This window comes from Consotaella aegiceratis (assembly GCF_036541425.1).
GTDB classification, from domain to species: Bacteria; Pseudomonadota; Alphaproteobacteria; order Rhizobiales; family Rhizobiaceae; genus Consotaella; species Consotaella aegiceratis.
Window position 1 is genome coordinate 1 of record NZ_JAZHFT010000038.1, and the last position, 18701, is coordinate 18701.

The 18701-nt window shown below is 63.7% G+C and carries 16 protein-coding genes; 5 read left to right on the forward strand and 11 right to left on the reverse strand.

Annotated features, from left to right (window positions below; genetic code table 11):
• The first annotated feature begins 226 nt into the window (after positions 1 to 226).
• The 5 genes from SMD10_RS19830 to SMD10_RS19850 all read left to right on the forward strand — a co-directional run bounded on the left by SMD10_RS19830 (position 227) and on the right by SMD10_RS19850 (position 8008).
• Positions 227 to 2599, forward strand: coding sequence for a mechanosensitive ion channel domain-containing protein (locus SMD10_RS19830; protein ID WP_331687471.1), 2373 nt, complete (start codon positions 227 to 229; stop codon positions 2597 to 2599).
• Between the two features lie 184 nt (positions 2600 to 2783).
• Entirely contained in the window at positions 2784 to 3416 is a 633-nt protein-coding gene (locus SMD10_RS19835) for an ATP-dependent Clp protease proteolytic subunit (RefSeq protein ID WP_331687472.1), read from the forward strand.
• A gap of 218 nt (positions 3417 to 3634) precedes the next feature.
• Positions 3635 to 4903: an ATP-dependent Clp protease ATP-binding subunit ClpX gene (clpX, locus tag SMD10_RS19840; protein ID WP_331687473.1), complete on the forward strand. Its 1269-nt coding sequence runs from the start codon at positions 3635 to 3637 to the stop codon at positions 4901 to 4903.
• Between the two features lie 242 nt (positions 4904 to 5145).
• The gene (gene lon, locus SMD10_RS19845) at positions 5146 to 7569 is read left to right on the forward strand and encodes an endopeptidase La (RefSeq protein ID WP_331687474.1); all 2424 of its coding nucleotides are present in this window, start codon (positions 5146 to 5148) and stop codon (positions 7567 to 7569) included.
• Between the two features lie 163 nt (positions 7570 to 7732).
• The gene (locus SMD10_RS19850; protein ID WP_331687475.1) at positions 7733 to 8008 is read left to right on the forward strand and encodes an HU family DNA-binding protein; all 276 of its coding nucleotides are present in this window, start codon (positions 7733 to 7735) and stop codon (positions 8006 to 8008) included.
• 423 nt (positions 8009 to 8431) lie between these two features.
• On the opposite strand, the gene SMD10_RS19855 is transcribed toward SMD10_RS19850, so the two are convergent.
• From SMD10_RS19855 to SMD10_RS19905, 11 genes are all read right to left on the reverse strand, one after another.
• Positions 8432 to 8614, reverse strand: a complete 183-nt coding sequence (locus tag SMD10_RS19855) for a Flp family type IVb pilin (RefSeq protein ID WP_331687476.1) — start codon at positions 8612 to 8614, stop codon at positions 8432 to 8434.
• A 134-nt stretch (positions 8615 to 8748) separates the two neighbouring features.
• On the reverse strand, positions 8749 to 9012 hold the full coding sequence (locus SMD10_RS19860) for a Flp family type IVb pilin (RefSeq protein WP_331687477.1): 264 nt from the start codon (positions 9010 to 9012) through the stop codon (positions 8749 to 8751).
• Positions 9013 to 9300: 288 nt separating this feature from the next.
• Entirely contained in the window at positions 9301 to 10323 is a 1023-nt protein-coding gene (locus SMD10_RS19865) for a serine hydrolase domain-containing protein (protein ID WP_331687478.1), read from the reverse strand.
• A 48-nt stretch (positions 10324 to 10371) separates the two neighbouring features.
• Positions 10372 to 11154 carry a GntR family transcriptional regulator gene (locus tag SMD10_RS19870; RefSeq protein ID WP_331687479.1) on the reverse strand — a complete coding sequence of 261 codons (783 nt, stop codon included), beginning with the start codon at positions 11152 to 11154 and terminating at the stop codon, positions 10372 to 10374.
• A gap of 10 nt (positions 11155 to 11164) precedes the next feature.
• On the reverse strand, positions 11165 to 12199 hold the full coding sequence (locus tag SMD10_RS19875) for an SIS domain-containing protein (RefSeq protein WP_331687480.1): 1035 nt from the start codon (positions 12197 to 12199) through the stop codon (positions 11165 to 11167).
• Between the two features lie 11 nt (positions 12200 to 12210).
• Positions 12211 to 13281 (reverse strand): ABC transporter ATP-binding protein, encoded by a 1071-nt coding sequence (locus SMD10_RS19880; RefSeq protein ID WP_331687481.1) that lies wholly within the window; start codon positions 13279 to 13281, stop codon positions 12211 to 12213.
• Positions 13282 to 13290: 9 nt separating this feature from the next.
• Positions 13291 to 14355, reverse strand: coding sequence for a Gfo/Idh/MocA family protein (locus SMD10_RS19885; protein ID WP_331687482.1), 1065 nt, complete (start codon positions 14353 to 14355; stop codon positions 13291 to 13293).
• The gene (locus SMD10_RS19890) at positions 14352 to 15191 is read right to left on the reverse strand and encodes a carbohydrate ABC transporter permease (protein ID WP_331687507.1); all 840 of its coding nucleotides are present in this window, start codon (positions 15189 to 15191) and stop codon (positions 14352 to 14354) included. The genes SMD10_RS19885 and SMD10_RS19890 overlap by 4 nt, the downstream gene beginning before the upstream one ends.
• Positions 15192 to 15209: 18 nt before the next feature.
• Complete coding sequence (locus SMD10_RS19895; RefSeq protein WP_331687483.1) at positions 15210 to 16160, reverse strand: carbohydrate ABC transporter permease; 951 nt, start codon at positions 16158 to 16160, stop codon at positions 15210 to 15212.
• 180 nt (positions 16161 to 16340) lie between these two features.
• Positions 16341 to 17600 (reverse strand): ABC transporter substrate-binding protein, encoded by a 1260-nt coding sequence (locus SMD10_RS19900; RefSeq protein WP_331687484.1) that lies wholly within the window; start codon positions 17598 to 17600, stop codon positions 16341 to 16343.
• Between the two features lie 142 nt (positions 17601 to 17742).
• Positions 17743 to 18687, reverse strand: a complete 945-nt coding sequence (locus SMD10_RS19905) for an N-acetylmuramic acid 6-phosphate etherase (RefSeq protein ID WP_331687485.1) — start codon at positions 18685 to 18687, stop codon at positions 17743 to 17745.
• Between the last annotated feature and the right edge of the window lie 14 nt (positions 18688 to 18701).

An 18701-nucleotide genomic window follows, 5' to 3' on the forward strand; every position in this document is an offset into this window, starting at 1 on the left:
ATCAAGAAAAAGCCGATAAAGCGTCTGACTACAACGATTTGTTCAAGCTGAACGCCTGATGTAGCAAAGCCACTTCTAGTGGCTCAAGCGCAGCGTTCCAAACCTCCGCCTCTGGCGGAGGTCATGACTTCGTATCGGTCGCGGGTCAGCGAGTTGTTGACGAGCGGCGTTCGCCGCCTTTCCGCGCCGGCAACGGGTCCGGCGACCGTGTTCAACGACGGCAATGATGATGACCTTCTCCCGCCTTTGGCTTCTCTTCCTTCTTCTTTTCACGGCGGTGGCGGCTCCGGCCGCGGCGCAGATCTTGAGTCTGCCCACCGCAGCCAGTTCCGGCGAAAGCCAGGATGAGGCCACCTCGCAGGACGCAGCCTCGCTCGACGACCTCATCGGCATTCTCGAGAACGACGAGGCGCGCGCGAAGCTGATCGATTCGCTGAAGGCGGCCGCGTCCAACGAGGAGCCTGCCGCGAATGCGGAGAGCGAAGGCGAGGGGGACTCGCCGCCCTCGGAGCTGGTGCAGAGCCTGCCCCGACAGATCGCCGCCTACAGCCGCAACGTGGTGGAGCTCGGCGTGGGCGTGGCCGAGAATCTCTGGGGCACGTTGAACCGGTCGTTTTCGCTGATGACGGGTGTCAGCAGCCTCGATCTGCCGCGCCTGACAGCCGCGATCCTGCCGGTCGTGCTGGTGATGGTCGTCGTGTTCGCCGTGCTGGGACTGACGCGTCTGATCAAGACGCCGATCTTTGCGCGGATGGCCGACCGGGCCTCGCATTCCGGCCCGCTCGGAAAGCTGTCGCTGCTGGTGATCTCGTCGCTGATCGACGCGGTCACCATCGTGCTCGGCTGGGCCGGCGGCCACATCGCTGCCGCGATCTACAATGGCGGTGCGCCGAACATCAATCAGACACTGTTCCTGAACGCCTTCCTGGCGATCGAAGGCGTCAAGGTGGTGCTGTCGATGCTGATGGCGCCGCGCTATCCGCAGCTGCGTCTTACCCCTTTCGGCGATCGTCAGGCGAGCTATTGGTATTTTTGGCTGTCCCGGCTGATCTCCATCCTCGGCTACACCTTTCTGTTTCTGGCTCCCATCGTTCAAGCCAATTCCAGTTTCGCGGCCGCCCGCGCGGTGCGCGTCATCGTGTCCCTGGCCTGCACCATCCTGGAAATCTGGCTGGTGCTGCAAAACCGCGTATGGGTTCGGGATCGGCTGGGGCGGTCCTTCGAGGCGGGCAATCACAGCTTTCGCGCGCGGTTCCTCTGGCTGCTGGGCCGGGTCTGGTGGCTGATCGCGATCGTCTATGTGGTTTCGCTGTTTTCGGCATGGCTGACCAGTCCACACAGCGGGCTGCAGTATCTGGCGGCCGCCAGCATCAAGACACTGATCGCCATGGCCGTCGGTGGTCTCGTCACGTCCGTCCTGACGTGGCTGACCGAGCGAGGCATCAAGGTGCCGCAGTCGACGAAGGAGCGGCTTCCGCTGCTGGAGCGGCGGGTCAACTCCTTCATTCCCGCTTTGCTGACGGCGGTGCGCGTCCTCGTCGTGGTGGTGGTGATTGCCGTCATCTTCGAAGCCTGGCAGATCCTGGATTTCAGCGGCTGGATCGCCACGTCCGTCGGGCAGCGCTTCGTGGGCGGCCTGTTGGGCGCCGGCATCGTGCTGATCATCAGCTTCGGCATCTATCTGGTGGTTTCGTCCTGGGTGGAGTACCGGCTCAACCCCAATTTCGGCTCCGTCCCCACGGCGCGAGAACGGACGTTGCTCGCCCTGTTCCGCAACGGCTTCACCATCACGCTGGTGGTCATCGTGGCGATGCTGGTGCTCTCACAGGTTGGCATCGACATCGGGCCGCTGCTCGCCGGTGCCGGCGTCGTCGGCCTGGCTGTCGGCTTCGGATCCCAGAAGCTCGTTCAGGACATCATCACCGGTGCCTTCATCCAGCTCGAGAACGCCATGAACGAGGGGGACGTGGTCGAGGTGGGCGGTGTTTCGGGCGTGGTGGAACGGCTGACGATCCGGTCGGTCGCACTGCGCGCGCTCGACGGCACCTACCACCTCATCCCGTTCTCTTCGGTCGATCAGGTCGCCAACATGACCAAAGACTTCTCGCAGTTCGTGATCGATCTCGGGGTGGCCTACCGGGAAGACACCGAGGAGGTCAAAACGGTGATGCACGAAGCCTTCGAAACCCTCCGCAACAGCGACCACGGACCGGAGATCCTGGGCGACTTCGAGATGTTCGGGGTCAACGAGCTCGGCGATTCGGCCGTCGTGGTGCGCGGTCGCATCAAGACGTTGCCGGGCAAGCAGTGGGGCGTCGGCCGGGCCTACAACGAAGTCGTCAAGCGGCTGTGCGACGAGCGCGGGATCGAAATTCCGTTCCCGCACATGACCGTCTGGTTCGGCGAGGGCAAGGATGGCACGGCGCCGCCGATGCGCCTTCAGCGCACCCCGCGCGACGAGCGCGCAACGGTCGTCGAAGGTGAGGCGCGGGCGGCTTTGCCCGACGAGTCATCGAGGCCGGAGCCGACCCTGCACGGATCGATCGACGCCGAAGGCAAGCCGATTCCTCCCGATCACGATGACGTTGACGATCGTTGAGGTGCGAATCGGCTGGTTTCAGGGGGCTGACGGCGCCCCATTCACTGTGAAATCCGCAGAGGACGGCTGATCCCTTGCGCAGGAGCTTCAGCACGCCCTATCTACAGACCATACGCCGACAGCCATTCCGAATCGGCAGGGCTGCTCCGATCATTCCATTCCTGCCAGAATTGAGAGCATATCGATGAAAGACCCCGTGGAAACCGCGATGAACCTCGTGCCGATGGTGGTCGAGCAGACCAACCGGGGCGAGCGGGCCTACGACATCTTCTCGCGCCTCCTGAAGGAGCGCGTGATCTTCATCACCGGGCCGATCGAAGACGGCATGTCGACCTTGGTCTGCGCCCAGCTCCTGTTCCTCGAAGCCGAGAATCCAAAGAAGGAGATCGCGCTCTACATCAACTCGCCGGGCGGCGTGGTGACGAGCGGCATGGCGATCTACGACACCATGCAGTTCATCAAGCCGGCGGTCTCGACGCTGTGCATCGGCCAGGCGGCCTCGATGGGCTCGCTGCTTCTGTGCGCCGGGCACAAGGACATGCGATTCGCCACGCCCAACGCGCGCATCATGGTGCATCAGCCGTCCGGCGGTTTCTCCGGGCAGGCCTCCGACATCGAGCGCCATGCCCAGGATATCATCAAACTGAAGCGCCGCCTCAACGAGGTCTATGTCCAGCACACCGGCCAGGACTACGAGACCATCGAGCGCACGCTCGACCGTGATCATTTCATGACGGCCGAGGAATCGCGCGAGTTCGGCATCATCGACAAGGTCTATTCGTCGCGTGAGGCATTGGAGACGGCCGTCTCGTCCTGACGGGGCCGGCCATCAAGCCTCGGGCAAGGATCGGCAGCATCTCGACGGTTGAGTTAAGTGTCACTCAAGGGTTGCCGCGTTATTGTCTGCTGTAAAAGCGTCACATTCGCACCCTTGGTTCAGGGTGCTTCGCGGTTGCAATGATATTGTCCCGATCCTAGAACTACAATTTGGGTCCGCAAGGACCGTCTGGATGACCGGACCGGAAGGAACAACGAATGAGCAAAGTGAGCGGCGGCGACTCCAAGAACACGCTCTACTGCTCTTTCTGCGGAAAGAGCCAGCATGAAGTTCGGAAGCTGATCGCCGGACCGACGGTGTTCATTTGCGACGAATGCGTCGAATTGTGCATGGACATCATCCGCGAGGAGAACAAGTCCTCGATGGTCAAGTCCCGCGAGGGGGTTCCCACCCCGCAGGACATCATCGCGGTCCTCGACGATTACGTGATTGGCCAGTCCTTCGCCAAGAAGGTGCTGTCGGTCGCGGTGCATAACCATTACAAGCGCTTGGCCCATGCGCAGAAGAACAACGACGTCGAACTGGCGAAGTCGAACATCCTGCTGATCGGCCCGACCGGCTGCGGCAAGACGCTTCTCGCTCAGACGCTGGCGCGCATTCTCGATGTGCCGTTCACCATGGCGGACGCCACGACGCTGACCGAGGCCGGTTATGTCGGTGAGGACGTCGAGAACATCATCCTGAAGCTGCTGCAGTCGGCCGACTACAATGTCGAGCGGGCCCAGCGCGGCATCGTCTATATCGACGAGATCGACAAGATCAGTCGCAAGTCGGACAATCCGTCGATCACCCGCGACGTGTCGGGCGAGGGCGTGCAGCAGGCGCTCCTGAAGATCATGGAAGGCACCGTCGCCTCCGTACCGCCCCAGGGCGGTCGCAAGCATCCACAGCAGGAGTTCCTGCAGGTCGACACGGCCAATATCCTGTTCATCTGCGGCGGCGCGTTCGCTGGTCTCGACAAGATCATCTCGGACCGGGGCCGTAAGACCTCGATCGGCTTTGCGGCGACGGTTGCGGCGCCCGACGATCGCCGCACCGGCGACCTGTTCCGCGAGGTCGAGCCGGAGGATCTCCTGAAGTTCGGGCTGATCCCCGAATTCGTCGGACGCTTGCCCGTCATCGCCACGCTCGAGGACCTCGACGAGGCGGCGCTGGTGCAGATCCTGGAGCAACCCAAGAATGCGCTGGTGAAGCAGTATCAGCGGTTGTTCGAGATGGAGAACGTCGAGCTCAGCTTCCATGAGGCCGCGCTTAAAGCGATCGCGCGCAAGGCGATCGAGCGCAAGACGGGGGCTCGCGGCTTGCGCTCGATCATGGAAGCGATGCTGCTCGACACGATGTTCGATCTGCCCACCTTGGAGGGCGTTCAGGAAGTCGTGATCTCGGAAGACGTGATCGAGGGCAACGCCCGGCCGCTGTACATTTACGCGGATCGCAAGGACGAGAAAGAGAACGTCAGCGCCTGATGGCCTTTCTCGCGTTCCGGCGTCGCTGCTGAAAGCGGCCCGTCCCGGCGCCGTTCGCGCCGAGACGGGCCGTTTGTTTGTCGGGCGGCCGGCTGCCGTTCGCGGGCGGTGACGACGGAACGGTTGAAGGAGGTAGGGGCGGGGCCCACATACCCCGAGCGAAGGCGTCCTGTCGGGTGCTCTTGGATGAGGCTCGACGCGTGGCGGCCTGACGCGGCTCAATGCCGCAGAAAGGGAATATCATGCCGAATACGACTTACGATCAGACCTACGCCGAGGCGTCGCTCTATCCGGTCCTGCCGCTGCGCGACATCGTCGTCTTCCCGCATATGATCGTGCCGCTTTTCGTGGGACGCGAAAAGTCGATCAAAGCGCTCGAAGAGGTGATGGGCGCCGACAAGCAGATCCTGCTGGCGACGCAGATGAACGCCGGCGACGAGGATCCTGCGCCGGACGCCATCTACGACGTGGGCACGGTCGCCAACGTCCTTCAGCTGCTGAAGTTGCCGGACGGGACGGTGAAGGTCCTGGTCGAGGGTATCTCGCGCGCCAAGATCGACCGGTTCACCGATCAGACCGAATGGCATGAGGCGGCGGCTCGCATCATCGAGGAGACGGCAGAGGACCCGGTCGAAATCGAGGCTCTGGCGCGCTCGGTGGTCGCGGAATTCGAGAATTACGTCAAGCTCAACAAAAAGATTTCGCCCGAAGTCGTTGGCGCGGCTGGGCAAATCGAGGACTACTCGAAGCTTGCCGACACTGTGGCTTCGCATTTGGCGATCAAGATTCACGAGAAGCAGGAGATGCTGACGCTCATCAGCGTCCGCGACCGGCTGGAAAAGGCCTTGGCCTTCATGGAAGCCGAGATCTCCGTGCTGCAGGTGGAAAAGCGCATCCGTTCGCGGGTCAAGCGTCAGATGGAGAAGACGCAGCGCGAATACTACCTCAACGAGCAGATGAAGGCGATCCAGAAGGAGCTTGGCGACGGCGAGGAAGGCCGCGACGAGGTCGGCGAGCTGGAAGAGCGCATCAAGAAGACGAAGCTGTCGAAGGAAGCGCGCGAGAAGGCGCAGGCCGAGCTCAAGAAGCTGAAGCAGATGAGCCCGATGTCGGCCGAGGCCACGGTGGTGCGCAACTACCTCGACTGGCTGCTCGGGCTGCCGTGGGGCACGCGCTCCAAGGTCAAGATCGACCTCAAGAAGGCGCAGGAGATCCTCGACGCCGATCACTACGGCCTGGAGAAGGTCAAGGAGCGCATCGTCGAGTATCTCGCGGTCCAAAGCCGGCAGACCAAGCTGAAGGGGCCGATCCTCTGCCTCGTCGGCCCTCCGGGCGTCGGCAAGACCTCGCTCGCGCGCTCCATCGCCCGCGCCACGGGCCGCGAGTATGTCCGCATGTCGCTGGGCGGTGTGCGCGACGAGGCCGAGATCCGCGGCCATCGCAGGACCTATATCGGCTCGATGCCCGGCAAGGTCATCCAGTCGATGAAGAAGGCGAAGAAGTCCAATCCGCTCTTCCTGTTCGACGAGATCGACAAGATGGGCATGGACTTCCGCGGCGATCCATCGTCGGCTCTGCTCGAGGTGCTCGATCCTGAACAGAACTCGACCTTCATGGACCACTATCTCGAGGTCGAGTACGATCTGTCCGGCGTCATGTTCGTGACCACCGCGAACACGCTCAACATCCCGGCGCCGCTGATGGACCGGATGGAGATCATCCGGTTGGCGGGCTACACCGAGGACGAGAAGATCGAGATTGCCAAGCGGCATCTGCTGACCAAGGCGATCCGCGACCACGCCCTCAAGCCCGAGGAATTCTCGGTCGGCGACGATGCGCTTCGCGAAATCGTACGGCGCTATACGCGGGAAGCCGGTGTGCGCAACTTCGAGCGTGAGCTGATGACGCTGGCGCGCAAGGCGGTGACGCAGATCCTCAAGGGCGAACGCACCACCGTCGAGGTGACGGCGGAGAACATCTCCGAGTATCTGGGCGTGCAGCGCTATCGCTACGGCGAGGCGGAGCTCGACGATCAGGTTGGCGTGGTGACGGGCCTGGCGTGGACCGAGGTCGGCGGCGAACTGCTGACGATCGAGGGCGTCATGATGCCCGGCCGCGGCAAGATGACGGTGACCGGCAACCTGAAGGACGTGATGAAGGAATCGATCTCCGCCGCCGCGTCCTACGTGCGGTCGCGGGCCCTCGATTACGGCATCAAGCCGCCGCTGTTCGACAAGCGCGACATCCACGTGCACGTGCCGGAGGGAGCCACCCCGAAGGACGGACCGTCGGCGGGCGTCGCCATGGCGACGGCCATCATCTCGGTGATGACCGGCATTCCCGTTCATCGTGAAATCGCGATGACCGGGGAGATCACGCTTCGCGGACGTGTCCTGCCGATCGGCGGCCTGAAGGAGAAGCTGTTGGCGGCGTTGCGCGGCGGTATCAAGAAGGTGCTGATCCCGGAAGAGAACGCCAAGGACTTGGCCGATATCCCGGACAACGTGAAGAACAACCTCGAAATCGTGCCCGTATCGCGCATGGGCGAGGTGCTTCGACATGCTCTGGTCCGGGAGCTCGAGCCGATCGAATGGTCGGAGGAGGAGGAGCCGCTGGCCCCCCGGCCGATCCCTGACGAGGACGGCGCTGTGGCCGTCGCTCACTAATCGTTCAGGATACGCATTGAAAAACCGCCCTCCGGGGCGGTTTTTTTATCGAAAAACACCCAAAAAGTCGGGGCTTTGCGTTCACGGAGCCTTGAATGATGAGTGAGTCTGCCCCATCGTTCCACCGGGCCGAACCAATTTTGCCGAGTCAGGAGAATGAGGCATGAACAAAAACGAGCTCGTTTCCGCAGTTGCGGAAAAGGCCGAACTTTCCAAGCAGCAGGCGACCCAGGCCGTGGACGCTGTTTTCGACGTTATCAGCACGACCATGTCGAAGGGCGATGACATTCGTCTCGTCGGATTTGGGACCTTCTCGGTTGCGCATCGCGCCGCTTCCAAGGGACGCAACCCTTCGACCGGCGCAGAGGTGGACATTCCGGCCCGTAACGTGCCGAAGTTCGCTCCCGGCAAGAGCTTGAAGGACGCCGTCAACAAGTAAGGCGAATTGGTCCGCCGGAGACCCGATCGATGTCGGGTCTCCGAGCAGAGGAACGTCCGGCCGGCCGCCGGAAGTTCAGGATGGCGTTTCGGGAGCTTCTCCCGTGAACAGTGATAACGGTGTGCGGATCGTCGTTGGACAGAACCGTATACAGGTTGGTTTGTGCAGCGCTACGTCCACATCTCTGTGGAGTGCCATTTGCCGCCGCCGCAGGCAATCGAAGCCGATAAAATTGGTCGATTAGGCCAATTTGCAAAGCTGGACTATTCCTGCCGCCTTCGGCGCAGAATTTCATCGGGCGCTGCCCGAAAAAAGCCAGCTCCTCGCTCGACATTTCCGCGTGACCTTGAGGAAGAGATCGCGATGCTCTGCCGTGGTCGATGGGCGGACTGTCGATGATTAGCGATCTGGCAACAATCCCGATTAGGAATCGTCGGATACAATTTTCGCAAGTTCGTCGCTGATGCGAGCAAAATGCGGTGTCAGCGCCTCGGCAACTGGGCTGAGAGCAAGAACCGCGACGGAAACCAAAGCCGCGATCAGCGCATATTCAACGGCCGTAACGCCATCGCTTTTTCGGTAAAGCTGCCGAACTCGGTTGAACATCGCTGAAGCCCTCGGCGGTAGCTGAGAGACGACAAATCGCCGTCCCACGGCTAGTGAAAAGGCCGCTTTTGACGGAGCGGCCTTTTGACGATGAGGGCTCCGAAATGGGCCTCGATGATGGACGAAGGCGTTGACTAGCTGGTGGCAACGTCCTGCAATTCGTCCGAAATTTTGTTGAAAGTGGCGTCGAGCTTGCCGCCCATCGTGGTCAGCGCCGTGATGATGGCGACGGCCACAAGGCCGGCGATCAAGCCGTATTCGATAGCGGTTGCGCCGGATTCGTTCTTCTTGAAACGGCGAAGAAGATTGATCATGAAATTTCCTTCCTGTCCTCGAAACACCAGGTGGCCGGGACCAATCCCTGGGCTGAGAGGCACTATAGGATCGAGACGTTTCACCTCCCTTAAATTCCAAGGTTAATATTTGAAAAATGACCAGATTTTTGATTAGTTCAAATTATAATATTTGTTTTGCACGATTTTATTCAAGAATAAGACGATAAGTCCGCGGATTTGTCGCCGAGGCGATGGTATAGTCGAGCGTGACGCCGAGTTATCTTTTGCATTGATCGTCGGCCGAGAAGGTGGCCAGAGCTTACAGGCGTGTTAGTCGGCGTGGCCAACCCCTTGTTGGCCTTGGCAAAAAGCCTTTGATCGGCATGATGTCTGTGAAAGCTGGTGGACGGTCTAGGCCTGATTGATCAAATCGCCGACTGTTTGGCGCAGGATCGCGATGCCGCTGTCGGCGTGCCGCGTTGGATGGACGCGGTTGGTCAACAGCGTCCAGGAGAGCCCGCGGTCGAAATCGATCCAAAGTCCGGTGCCGGTGAATCCGGTGTGCCCAATTGTCGCATCCGAGCAGCGCTCTCCTCCCGACCAACCGGGGTGCGGCCGCTCCCAGCCAAGAGTGCGGATCGCATCGGCCGGAGCGCGCATCGCTTCGATGGCGTAGGCAGACGCGCCCGATCCGTCGAGCAGGCCGAGGGCAAAGTCGAGCACGGCATCGACCGGGCCGAACAGCCCGGCATGGCCCGAGCCCCGCAGGGCGGATCCGTTTTCGTCGTGAACCTCGCCGCAGAGCATTCGTCCGCGCCATGGACACCCTTCGGTCGCCGCCGTCATCGCCGGCGCCGCCGACCAGGCGAATCCCCGCCCAGGGTTCATATCGCGGATGGTCTGGCCGCTCAGCCGCTCCAAGGCGAGGCCGAGCAGGATGAAGTTGATGTCCGAATAGACGGTTGGACCGGGCCGCCAGGCGTGTTGCAGCACGAAGGCGCGCAGTCGGGCCGGATCGTCGCCATAGGTGTAGATCGGCTCGACGGCGGGAAAGGCCGTCTGATGTCCCAGGCATTGGCGAAACGTCACCTGCCGTTCCCACGCGTTCATATCGTGTTGGCGCAGGTCCGGCAGAGCCCTGGTGAGCGGGGCGTCGAGATCGATGCGACCGGTCTCCGCGAAGGCCAGGATGCGAGGGGTGGTGAAGATAACCTTGGTCAGCGACGCGAGGTCGAACCAGATTTCGCGGCGCATCGGCCGGTGGTGCGGAACGATCTGGGCGGCGCCCGCGATCCGCACGGCGCGATGCCCGTCACGGTCGACGAGCCCCAGGACCCCGCCGGGGATGCGGCCTTCGTCGATGGCCGCCTGAACGGGAGCGTAAGCTCGGTCGCAGAGGACCTCGACGTCCGAACTGTCCAGGCGGGATGACATGCGTCGTCTCCGATAGGGCTGGAAGCGGTTCGCCCGAGGGCAAGCCGGTCATGAGCCTTGATTGAGGGTGAGCTCCGCGATGAAGTCGAAGCGATCGCCGCGATAGTGGGAGCAGGTGAACTCGATGACGGTCCCTGCCTGATCGTGGGTGATGCGTTCCATATAGAGCGCCGGCTCGCCGGCGGCGGCCTGCAGCAGCGCCGCCTCGCGCTCCGGCAGCAGGCAGGCGCGCATCAGCTGGCGGGCGGTGACGGGAACGATGCCCGACTTCTCGAAGGCCTGGTAGAGCGAGTCGCCCAGCGTATCGAGCGACGGCAGACAGCGTGCCGGCACCACGGCCAGTTCCACGGCCATCGGCAGGCCGTCGGCGAGCCGGATGCGATGCAGCCGGATCACCTGATCACCGGACGCGAGCGCCAGAACCGCCGCTTCGTGCGGGGAGGCATCGCCATAGTCCTTGGCCAGCCAGTGGATCGATGGTTTGCGGCCGTAGGAGACCATGTCCTGGGTGAAGCTCGTCAACCCGGCCAGCGGCTGCTCGATGCGGGCGATCGGGGCTTCGACGTAGGTGCCCGAGCCTCGACGCTGGCGCAGCAGTCCCTCGTGCACCAGAAGCTCGATCGCCTTGCGGATCGTCACGCGTGACAGCGCCGTGAACTCGGCCATGTCGCGCTCCGGCGGCAGGGCCGTCCCAGGCTGCAGATTGCCCTCCTGGATGAAGGAGCGCAGCGCGTTGGCCATCTGGACGTAGAGCGGCGTCGGATCGTCCGGATTCTGGGCGAACCGGTCGCGGAAGAACGCGACGCCCGGATGGGTCGGTGGCTTGCTCACACTCGGGCCGTCACTTCGTCTCCGTCACCTTGCGCAGCCGCGGCGGCTGGTCCGGGTTGAGCCCGCGATGACGCGCGAACGCTTCCACGAAGGCATAGAAGGGCAGAGCAAGGCACAACGCATCCGTCAGGGGATGGCCCGTGGCCACGAAGGGCAGCCGGCTGGCGGCCGGTGCGCCATCGGCGCTGACGAAGACGGCCGCTCCGGACGCGGCCAACTGTTCGGCCGCCGATGCGCAGCTCTTCTCCGCCGCGTCGCGCGCGGCCAGAACAAGCACCGGAAAGCCGCGGTCGACGATGGCGACCGGACCGTGCATCACTTCGGCCGCGCTGTAGGCTTCGGCATGCAGGCCCGAGGTCTCCTTGAACTTCAACGCAGCTTCGCTGGCGATCGCCATGGCCGGGCCACGCCCCAGCACATAGAGCGAGTCGTGGCCGTCCAGCGCTTCGATCAGACCATGCCATTCGCAGGCGAGCGCTTGTTCAGCGTGGTCGGGCAGCGCCGCCAGAGCGCTGCGAAGGGCGGCGTCCTGCTGCCATTCGGCGAGAACGGCCAGCCCGGCGACGATCGAGGAAACAAACGTCTTGGTGGCGGCGACACTAAGCTCGGGGCCGGCGGCGATATCGATCGGATGGCTGGCGGTCTTGGCCAACGGCGAGGCCGGCTGGTTGACCAGCGCCAGCGTCAGGGCACCGCCTTCGCGCGCCGTCTCGGCCATGGCGACGATGTCCGGGCTCTCACCCGACTGCGAGATCGAGATCGCGGCCGCCGCCCGCATCTGCAACGGCGCCTGAAAGATCGAGGCGACGGATGGGGCGAGCGAGGCGACGGGCCGGTGCGCGGTGAGTTCGATCGCGTATTTGAGGAAGCTCGCGGCGTGGTCGGACGAGCCGCGCGCGATGGTTGCGATCAGCGCCGGGTCGCGCTCGCGCAGGGCCGCGCCGGCCGCCGCGATCGCCTCGCGCGACCGATCGAACAATCGAGCGATCGCCGTCGGAATCTCGGCGATCTCGGTCTTCATGTGGGTGGAAGAAGTGCCGCTCATGATCATCAACCTCAGGCCGACAGCCGCTTGCCGCTGACGGCGTCGAAAAAATGCAGGGCCGCGGGGTCCAGCTTGACGCTGGCCCGGCTGCCGGGGCGATAGCTGCGCGACGGATCCTCGCGGACCACCAGTTCCTCTCCGCCGTCGAGGCGCACCAGGACGTAGCTGGCCTCGCCGAGATACTCCTCGATCAGGACCTCGCAGGGCATTCCGTCGCTCGCCGTCTGGTCGCCCAGGCTGCAGCCGCTGGGCCGTACGCCGATGACCGACTTGCCACGGGAGCCCGGCGTACCGCCGAGATGCGCAACGCGCGCGCCGTTGACCGTGCGCAGCTCGCCGTCGACGGTCTCCACATGGATGAAGTTCATCGCCGGGGAACCGATGAAGCCGGCGACGAAGAGATTCGCCGGCCGCTCGTAGAGGTCGCGCGGCGTGCCGACCTGCTGGATCTGGCCGGCGTTCATCACCACAATCCGGTCGGCCAGCGTCATTGCCTCCACTTGATCGTGGGTGACATAGACCATGGTCGCCGACAGCCGCATGTGCAGCCGCGCGATCTCCAGGCGCACTTGGCCGCGCAAGGCGGCGTCGAGATTGCTGAGTGGCTCGTCGAACAGGAACACCTTGGGATCGCGGACGATAGCCCGGCCGATGGCGACGCGCTGGCGCTGGCCGCCCGAAAGTTCGGACGGCTTGCGGTCCATCAGGGGATCAAGCTCCAAGGCCTTGGCGGTTGCCGAGACCCGGGCTTCGATCTCGTCCTTGGAATAGCCCGCCTGCTTCAGCACCAGCGCCATGTTGCCGCGCACCGTGAGGTGCGGATAGAGCGCGTAGGTCTGAAAGACCATGGCGATGCCGCGCTTGGCCGGCGGCAGGTGGGCAATCGACTGGCCGTCGAGGAGCACGTCGCCGGACGTTTCGTCCTCCAGCCCCGCGATGATCCTGAGCAGCGTGGACTTGCCGCAGCCCGAAGGGCCGAGCAGGACCAGGAACTCGCCGGACGGCACGTCGAGCGTGATGCCCTCGAACACCGTCGTCGGGCCGAAGCTCTTGTGAAGATTGTCGATTTTCAGACTCGGCACGGTCCGATCCTATAGATCCAGAATTTCAGGATTGCCGGTGCGCACCGACCGGTCGGCGGCGAGCACAACGGCAAGCGAATTGACGGCGTCTTCCATGTGGCCCGTCAGGTCGATGTCCTCGCGGATCGCCTTCAGGACGAAGGCCTGCTGGCGCTCGCAGAGCGCCTGATGACCCGGCTCGTCGTCCATGGCAAGAAGCGTGTCGGGCCGGGCGAACTCGCCACCCGCATCGGTTTCGGCATGGTGGATGCGGATGGTCGAGGTCTTGGTGTGGGCGTCGATGTCGTCGGACTTCGCCGCCTTGTCGACGACGATCGAGACGCTGCCTCTCGGCGTCATGATGTCTTTGACGAAGAAGGCGGCTTCCGAGACCATCGGCCCCCAGGCCGCCTCGTACCAGCCGACGGAGCCGTCGGCGAAGAGCACCTGCAGGTGGCCGTAATTGTACATCTGCGGGGCCACCTCGTCCGAGAGGCGCGCCCCCATGCCTCGGACCTCGACCGGTTTGGCGTCGGTGATCTGGCACATTACGTCGAGGTAGTGCACGCCGCAGTCGACAATGGGCGAGGTGGTCTGCATGAGCTGCTTGTGCGTCGCCCAGGCCTTGCCGGAGGACTGCTGGTTGAGGTTCATGCGGAAGACGTAGGGGCCGCCCAGCGCGCGCGCCTCAGCGATCAGGCGCTGCCACGAGGGGTGGTGGCGCAGGATGTAGCCGACGACGAGCTTGCGGCCGTTCGCCTCGGCAGTGTCGACCACCCGGCGGGCGTCCTCCACCGTCGTTGCCAGCGGCTTTTCGACGAAGACATGGGCGCCGCACTCCATTGCGCGGATCGCATAGTTGGCATGGCTGTCGGAATAGGTGGAAATGCAGGCGAGGTCGGGCGCCGTCTCTTCTAGCGCGGCGTCGAAATCCCGATGAACCCGATAGTGCGAGAGCGCCGGATCGAGATCCTGCGGGTTCGAGCGGTTGACCAGACCCACGATCTCGAAGCCCGGATCGCGGTGATAGGCCAGGGCGTGGCTGCGGCCCATGTTGCCGAGCCCGGCGACGAGGACGCGAACGGGGGCGTTCATTTGACCGCTCCCGAGGTGAGGCCGCGGATGAGCTGGCGCGAGAAGACGACGTAGAGGATGAGGACCGGGATGATCGCCAGCGCCATGGCGGCCAGGATCGCATTCCAATTGTTGAAGTACTGGCCGACGAACACCTGGGCGCCGAGCGTCAGCGTCTTGGTGCTCTCCGACGGTGCCAGGATCAGCGGGAACCAGAGATCGTTCCAGATCGGGATCATGGTGAAGACGGCGACCGTGGCCATGGCCGGGCGCACCAGCGGCAGCACGAGGCGGAAGAAGATCGCGTATTCGCTGAACCCGTCGACGCGGCCGGCGGCCTTCAGGTCGCGCGAGACGACGCGCATGAACTCCGCCAGGATGAAGATCGACAGCGGCAGCCCTTGCGCCGTGTAGACCAGGATCAGCGCCCAATGGGTGTTGACGAGACCGGTGGCCACCATCAGCCGAAGGATGCCGACCGTGCCCAGGCGGATCGGGATCATGATGCCGAGCGCCATGTAGAGCCCGAGCCAGCGATTGCCTCGAAAGCGGTATTCCGACAGGGCGTAGGCGGCCATCGCACCGAACAGGAGCACGAAGAACAGGCTGGCGACGGTGACGATCAGCGAATTCAGGAAATAGAGCGGAAAATTGCCCTGGGTGAGAACCGTGGTGTAGCCGATCAGGTCGAAGCTCTCCGGTCCGGGCAGGGCCATCGGCTCGCGGAAGATCGCGCGCTTCGACTTGAACGAGTTGATGACGATCAGCACCACCGGAAATAGCGCCAGCACGGTGAAGACGAGCAGGATCGCGTGCGCTGCGATCTCGGCCGGGATGTTGCGTCTTGCGCGGGATATCGCCATCGGGCTGCCGCCTCACATCTCGTAGCGGACCAGCTTGCGCTGGACGAAGAACAGATAGATCGCGACGCCGATCAGGATGATGAAGAACATCACGGTGGCGATCGCGGCGCCCAGATAGGGATCGCCCGGCTGCGTCTGCTGGCCGTAAAAGGTGCGGTAGAGCAGGGTGCCCAGAAGATCGGTCGAAAAGTTTGGCCCGGCGAGTGGCCCTTGCGTGGTGTAGACCAGATCGAAGGCATTGAAATTGCCGACGAAGGTCAGGATCGAGATGATGCCGATGGTCGGCAGGATCAGGATCAGCTTGATCTTGAAGAACTGCGACAGGCCGGTGACGCCGTCGGTTTCAGCCGCCTCGATCACCTCCTCGGGAATCGACAATAGCGCGGCGTAGATCAGCATCATCGGAATGCCGATGAACTGCCACACCGAGATCAGTGAGACCGTGGTCAGTGCCGTCTCTTCGAGGCCCAGAAACGGTGCGAACCAGGACCCGAGCCCGACACCGGCGAAAAGCGTCTTGCCGACGCCCCAGAGGGGCGACAGGATCAGCTTCCAGATGAAGCCGACGATGACGAAGGACAGCAGCGTCGGCATGAAGATGGAGGTGCGATAGAAGCGCTTGCCGGGCAAATGCGCCATCGACAACAGCGCCGCGATCAGGATGCCGATCGGATTCTGCACCAGCATGTTGATGATGAAGAAATAGAAGTTGTTCCAGAGCGCGTTGAAGAACTGCTCGGACCAGAACGCGTCGAAGAACAGCTTGGTGTAGTTCGCCAGCCCGACGAAGAACACGCTCTGCTGAGCCGTATTCTGCTGATAGGCCGAGAGCCGCAAGGTCTCGAACAGCGGCAGGATCATCACGATGGTGTAGACCAGCACGGCCGGCGCCAGGAACACCGGAATGTGCCAGGGAAAGGGCTTGCGTTTTCGCTTGGCCCGCGGGGCCGTCGGCTCGGTCATGCCGCCTCTAGAGCGAACACGCGTTCACGTTGAATCGCAATGTCGCTCTAGCCTCTCGTTCTCCGGTATGATGTAGGTCCGAAAAGTCTGCAACTTTTCGGCATCATGCTCTGGGTGCGCTGAAGGTGATTGCAGGGACCGGAACGCCTCCGCGCTCCGGTCCGGCCCATCGGGGTCAACCTATTTCTGCTGCGGCTCGTACCAGGAGGCGAGGCCGCTCTGCAGCTGCTCGGCGGCTTCCTCCGGCGTCTGCGAGCCGTTGATCACGTTGGCGGTGACGACCCACATCTCGCTCCACAGGTTCGGCGTGCCGCGCGCCAGTATCTGGCTCGCCGAGCGAATCGTCGATTGGCACTCCTTGCGCCAGGAGAAGAACTCCTGCGCCAGCGGGTCCTCGAGCGTGATGTCGTGGTCGGACAGCGAGAAAAAGCCCGGCACCGCGTTGGAATAGAGCTGCGCGAATTCCTGCGTGCCCATCCACTCCAGGAACTGCTTGGCCTCTTCCTGGTGCTCCGACTTGGCGTTCAGGCCCATGCCGATATCGGTGTGGTCGGAGATGTAGCAGGTGTCGCCTTCCTCCGGCAGCGGCGGCGGGAATGCGCCCATTTCGAAGTCCGCGTCGCGGCGGAACGGCGAGATTTCCCATGAGCCGGCCGGGAAGATCGCGGCCCGACCGAGGGTGAACATGGTCTGGCTGTCGGGATAGGTCTGGGCCTGATAGCCGTCGGGCAGATAAGGCGCCCAGGAGGCGATCACCCGCAGCGGTTCCACCCAATCCTCGTCGGTCAGCTTCTGCGTGCCGTCGATGATCGCCTTGCGGCCTTCCTCGCCATGCCAGTACATCGGGCCGACGTTCTGGTAGCCCATGGTGGCGGCTTCCCACTGGTCCTGGGTGCCCATGGCGAGCGGAACGTAGGTGCCGTCTTCCTTGATCTTGTCCAGGACGTCCATGAACTCGGCCTGGGTCTTCGGCTCCTGGAGCCCGAGTTCGTCGAAGATGTCCTTGTTGTAGATGAAGCCGTGGATCACCGAGGCCATCGGGATGCAGAAGGTGGCGCTGCCGTCGTCGGTGCTCCACGCCGCCTTGGCGACGTCGGAGAAGCTGTTCAGCGCGTCGAGGCCCGAAAGGTCGGCGAGCAGGCCCTTGTTATAGAGGTCGAGCGACGCGTCGAAGGCGCGGCAAGCCACGATGTCGCCCGCCGTGCCGCCTTCCAGCTTGGCGTTGAGCGCGGCGTTGTATTGCGTCGGCGCGGTCGGCGAGAAGGTCAGCTTGATGCCGGGATGGCTCTTCTCGAAGGCCGGGATGATGGTGTCCTGCCAGACGCTGATGTCGTCGTTGCGCCAGCTCTCGATGACGAGTTCGGTATCCTGAGCCAGTGCCGCGCCGGACGCGCTCATCAGCAGGGCGGCGGCGAGACCGCCGGTGACCGAGTATTTCATGGCTACCTCTTCCTGTTGTCGTCGTTTCTTGTTCTGCTGGCGCGGATCCTCACGATCCGTCACCCCACACCGGCGGCACCGGTTCCTCCCATCGCCGCCCAGCATCCTTTCGTTCGACGCTTCGGTCCGCAGGAGCGGACGATCACGCCGGAACGTCGTTCAGCGCCGCCCGCAGATTGCCCTTGTGGCGGCCAAGCAGCGCCGTGGCCTCATCTGGCGTCGCGCCGTTGACCACGAGCACGGCCGGCTTGACGCTGTTGCCGGTCTGCGCCAAGGCGGCCCGCGCCGCCTCCGGCCGGCAGCCGGACAAGGCCACGACCATGTTCTCGGCTCGCTTGACGAGTTTGGCATTGGTCGCCTGCACGTCGACCATGTAGCCGCGATAGACCTTGTGAAGGCCGATCATCACGGCCGTGGAAAACAGGTTGAGCGCCACCTTCTGGCTGGTGCCGGCGGCCATGCGTGTCGAGCCGGCGAGCACCTCGGGGCCGGTGCGTAAGAGGATGCCGATCTCGGCATCCTCCAGGAGCGGGCTGCCGGGATTGTTGGCAAGCGCAATGGTCAGCGCGCCGGCTACCCGTGCGCTCTGCAGCGCGACCCGCGTATAAAGCGTGGTGCCGCTGGCGGCGATGCCGATGACCACGTCCTGCACGCCGATGCCTGCTGCCTCGATCCCCTGGCGGGCTGCCTCGGCGTCGTCCTCGGCGCCTTCCCGGGCGCGAGAAAAGTCCGTCCCGCCGCCGGCGAACAGGTAGACGAGCCGCTCACGCGGCCAGCTGAAGGTCGGCGTCAGCTCGACGCCGTCGAGCACGGCCAGGCGGCCCGAGGTGCCGGCGCCGACATAGACCAGCCGCCCCCGCGAATCGGCCAGCCGTCCGACGGCGGCCTCGACGGCCGCTTCGATCGAATCGAGGGCGCCCCATAGCGCGTGCAGGGCATGCTGCTGGCCATCCAGCAACGCCTCCAGGACATCGCGGCGGCTCCACAGATCGAGGTCCTCGAAGCGAGGGCTGCGCCGCTCGGTCTCGCGCCACTCGCCGAGGCGGTCGGCAGCCTGTCTGTTGCTCGAAATATCCGTCTCAGGCATGCCGTGGTCTCCAT

Bases quoted from the DNA above. Each gene is read 5' to 3' on its own strand.
- SMD10_RS19850 (WP_331687475.1), top strand. From the start codon at position 7,733: ATGAACAAAAACGAGCTCGTTTCCGCAGTTGCGGAAAAGGCCGAACTT.
- SMD10_RS19875 (WP_331687480.1), bottom strand. From the start codon at position 12,199: ATGAGCGGCACTTCTTCCACCCACATGAAGACCGAGATCGCCGAGATT.
- SMD10_RS19855 (WP_331687476.1), bottom strand. From the start codon at position 8,614: ATGTTCAACCGAGTTCGGCAGCTTTACCGAAAAAGCGATGGCGTTACG.
- SMD10_RS19895 (WP_331687483.1), bottom strand. From the start codon at position 16,160: ATGACCGAGCCGACGGCCCCGCGGGCCAAGCGAAAACGCAAGCCCTTT.
- SMD10_RS19835 (WP_331687472.1), top strand. From the start codon at position 2,784: ATGAAAGACCCCGTGGAAACCGCGATGAACCTCGTGCCGATGGTGGTC.
- SMD10_RS19885 (WP_331687482.1), bottom strand. From the start codon at position 14,355: ATGAACGCCCCCGTTCGCGTCCTCGTCGCCGGGCTCGGCAACATGGGC.
- SMD10_RS19905 (WP_331687485.1), bottom strand. From the start codon at position 18,687: ATGCCTGAGACGGATATTTCGAGCAACAGACAGGCTGCCGACCGCCTC.
- SMD10_RS19865 (WP_331687478.1), bottom strand. From the start codon at position 10,323: ATGTCATCCCGCCTGGACAGTTCGGACGTCGAGGTCCTCTGCGACCGA.
- SMD10_RS19830 (WP_331687471.1), top strand. From the start codon at position 227: ATGATGACCTTCTCCCGCCTTTGGCTTCTCTTCCTTCTTCTTTTCACG.
- SMD10_RS19900 (WP_331687484.1), bottom strand. From the start codon at position 17,600: ATGAAATACTCGGTCACCGGCGGTCTCGCCGCCGCCCTGCTGATGAGC.
- clpX (WP_331687473.1), top strand. From the start codon at position 3,635: ATGAGCAAAGTGAGCGGCGGCGACTCCAAGAACACGCTCTACTGCTCT.
- lon (WP_331687474.1), top strand. From the start codon at position 5,146: ATGCCGAATACGACTTACGATCAGACCTACGCCGAGGCGTCGCTCTAT.